Source organism: Stenotrophomonas sp. B2 (genome assembly GCF_014947095.1).
In the GTDB taxonomy this organism is placed as follows: Bacteria; Pseudomonadota; Gammaproteobacteria; order Xanthomonadales; family Xanthomonadaceae; genus Stenotrophomonas; species Stenotrophomonas maltophilia_P.
This window is the reverse complement of sequence record NZ_JADCQA010000028.1, coordinates 1-3,461: the sequence shown is the minus strand read 5'-3', so window position 1 is coordinate 3,461 and position 3,461 is coordinate 1. Positions and strand designations below refer to the sequence as shown.

Annotated in this window: 1 tRNA gene and 2 rRNA genes; all 3 read left to right on the top strand. The window is 53.7% G+C overall.

Features of this window, described 5'->3' with window-relative positions:
• The 3 genes from IMX13_RS18780 to rrf all read left to right on the top strand — a co-directional run bounded on the left by IMX13_RS18780 (position 1) and on the right by rrf (position 3,422).
• Positions 1-77 (top strand) — tRNA-Ile (locus tag IMX13_RS18780).
• Between the two features lie 223 nt (positions 78-300).
• Positions 301-3,181: ribosomal RNA gene (locus IMX13_RS18775) — 23S ribosomal RNA — on the top strand.
• Positions 3,182-3,307: 126 nt separating this feature from the next.
• Positions 3,308-3,422: ribosomal RNA gene (gene rrf, locus IMX13_RS18770) — 5S ribosomal RNA — on the top strand.
• Positions 3,423-3,461 lie beyond the last annotated feature (39 nt).

Below are 3,461 nucleotides of genomic sequence, written 5' to 3'. Positions count from 1 at the left end.
GGGTCTGTAGCTCAGGTGGTTAGAGCGCACCCCTGATAAGGGTGAGGTCGGTGGTTCGAGTCCTCCCAGACCCACCATTCTCTGAATGACGCATACATTCGATCTTTATACGCATCGGCACTGTGGCCGGTACGTGTTCTTTTAAAACTTGTGACGTAGCGAGCGTTTGAGATGTTCTATCAGACGTGTCGTGAGGCTAAGGCGAGAGACGAAAGTCTCTTTATTGATTGAGTCGTTATATTCGTATCCAGGCTTTGTACCCCTGGATCAGGTATGACCCAAGGCAACTTGCGGTTATATGGTCAAGCGAATAAGCGCACACGGTGGATGCCTTGGCGGTCAGAGGCGATGAAGGACGTGGCAGCCTGCGAAAAGTATCGGGGAGCTGGCAACAAGCTTTGATCCGGTAATGTCCGAATGGGGAAACCCACCCGCTTGCGGGTATCCTGCAGTGAATACATAGCTGCTGGAAGCGAACCTGGTGAACTGAAATATCTAAGTAACCAGAGGAAAAGAAATCAACCGAGATTCCGTCAGTAGCGACGAGCGAACGCGGACTAGCCCTTAAGCTGGATTGGTTCTAGGAAAACACTCTGGAAAGAGTGGCCATAGAAGGTGACAGCCCTGTATCTGAAAGGGCCATTCCAGTGAAGACGAGTAGGGCGGGGCACGTGAAACCCTGTCTGAACATGGGGGGACCATCCTCCAAGGCTAAATACTACTGACCGACCGATAGTGAACCAGTACCGTGAGGGAAAGGCGAAAAGAACCCCGGAGAGGGGAGTGAAATAGAACCTGAAACCGTGTGCGTACAAGCAGTAGGAGCTCCGCAAGGAGTGACTGCGTACCTTTTGTATAATGGGTCAGCGACTTACTGTTCGTGGCAAGCTTAACCGTATAGGGGAGGCGAAGGGAAACCGAGTCTGATAAGGGCGCATAGTCGCGGGCAGTAGACCCGAAACCGGGTGATCTAGTCATGCCCAGGGTGAAGGTGCGGTAACACGCACTGGAGGCCCGAACCCACTCCCGTTGCAAAGGTAGGGGATGAGGTGTGATTAGGAGTGAAAAGCTAATCGAACCCGGAGATAGCTGGTTCTCCTCGAAAGCTATTTAGGTAGCGCCTCATATGTATCCTCTCGGGGGTAGAGCACTGTTATGGCTAGGGGGTCATCGCGACTTACCAAACCATTGCAAACTCCGAATACCGAGACGGACTGTATGGGAGACACACGGCGGGTGCTAACGTCCGTCGTGAAAAGGGAAACAACCCAGACCCACAGCTAAGGTCCCAAATTCAGTGCTAAGTGGAAAACCATGTGGAAAGGCACAGACAGCCAGGAGGTTGGCTTAGAAGCAGCCACCCTTTAAAGAAAGCGTAATAGCTCACTGGTCGAGTCGGTCTGCGGGGAAGATTTAACGGGGCTAAGCACTGAACCGAAGCTTGGGGTGCATAACTTTTGTTATGCGCGGTAGAGGAGCGTTCCGTAAGCCTGCGAAGGTGGATTGAGAAGTCTGCTGGAGGTATCGGAAGTGCGAATGCTGACATGAGTAACGATAATGCGGGTGAAAAACCCGCACGCCGAAAGCCCAAGGTTTCCTTGCGCAACGTTAATCGGCGCAGGGTGAGTCGGCCCCTAAGGCGAGGACGAAAGTCGTAGTCGATGGGAAGCAGGTTAATATTCCTGCACCTCGCGTAAGTGCGATGGAGGGACGGAGAAGGTTAGGTGTACCGGGCGTTGGTTGTCCCGGGGAAAGGCGGTAGGTTTGGATCTTTGGCAAATCCGGGATCCTTTAAGACCGAGCACCGAGACGAGCCTTTAAGGCGAAGTCACTGATACCACGCTTCCAGGAAAAGCTCCTAAGCTTCAGCTTACGCAGACCGTACCGTAAACCGACACAGGTGGGTAGGATGAGAATTCTCAGGCGCTTGAGAGAACTCGGGTGAAGGAACTAGGCAACATGGCACCGTAACTTCGGGAGAAGGTGCACCCTTTTTGGTGGCTCGTGCGAGCTATAGCTGAAGAGGGTCGCAGTAACCAGGCCGCTGCGACTGTTTATCAAAAACACAGCACTCTGCAAACACGAAAGTGGACGTATAGGGTGTGACGCCTGCCCGGTGCTGGAAGGTTAATTGATGGGGTCAGCCGCAAGGCGAAGCTCTTGATCGAAGCCCCAGTAAACGGCGGCCGTAACTATAACGGTCCTAAGGTAGCGAAATTCCTTGTCGGGTAAGTTCCGACCTGCACGAATGGCGTAACGACAGCGGCGCTGTCTCCACCCGAGACTCAGTGAAATTGAAATCGCTGTGAAGATGCAGCGTTCCCGTGGCAAGACGGAAAGACCCCGTGAACCTTTACTATAGCTTTACACTGAACGTTGAGTTCGTCTGTGTAGGATAGGTGGGAGGCTATGAAACCATGGCGCTAGCTGTGGTGGAGCCATCCTTGAAATACCACCCTGTCGTGCTTGACGTTCTAACCTGGGCCCATTATCTGGGTCGGGGACCGTGTATGGTGGGTAGTTTGACTGGGGCGGTCTCCTCCTAAAGAGTAACGGAGGAGCTCGAAGGTACGCTCAGCGCGGTCGGACATCGCGCACTGTGTGCAAAGGCATAAGCGTGCTTGACTGCAAGATCGACGGATCAAGCAGGTAGGAAACTAGGACTTAGTGATCCGGTGGTTCTGTATGGAAGGGCCATCGCTCAACGGATAAAAGGTACTCCGGGGATAACAGGCTGATACCGCCCAAGAGTTCATATCGACGGCGGTGTTTGGCACCTCGATGTCGGCTCATCACATCCTGGGGCTGTAGTCGGTCCCAAGGGTATGGCTGTTCGCCATTTAAAGTGGTACGCGAGCTGGGTTCAGAACGTCGTGAGACAGTTCGGTCCCTATCTGCCATGGGCGTTGGAGATTTGAGAGGGGCTGCTCCTAGTACGAGAGGACCGGAGTGGACGAACCTCTGGTGTTCCGGTTGTCACGCCAGTGGCATTGCCGGGTAGCTATGTTCGGAAGCGATAACCGCTGAAAGCATCTAAGCGGGAAGCGCGCCTCAAGATGAGATCTCCCGGGGCACAAGCCCCCTGAAGGAACCATGTAGACTACGTGGTTGATAGGTCAGGTGTGTAAGTACAGCAATGTATTGAGCTAACTGATACTAATGATCCGTGCGGCTTGACCATATAACCTCAAGTTGCCTTGGCTTTACGACAGCGTCGTAAGAGCATCCAAGTGCACGCTACGTCACAAGAACTATGCGAGGCTGGCGCCTTGTCCCATCGGGACGAGTGCGACTCTCCAAAAGCCTCCCTGGTGAAATTAGCGCTGTGGAACCACCCGATCCCATCCCGAACTCGGAAGTGAAACGCAGCTGCGCCGATGGTAGTGTGGCTCAAGCCATGCGAGAGTAGGTCATCGCCAGGGTTTATACCCAAAACCCCGCTGCTCACGCAGCGGGGTTTT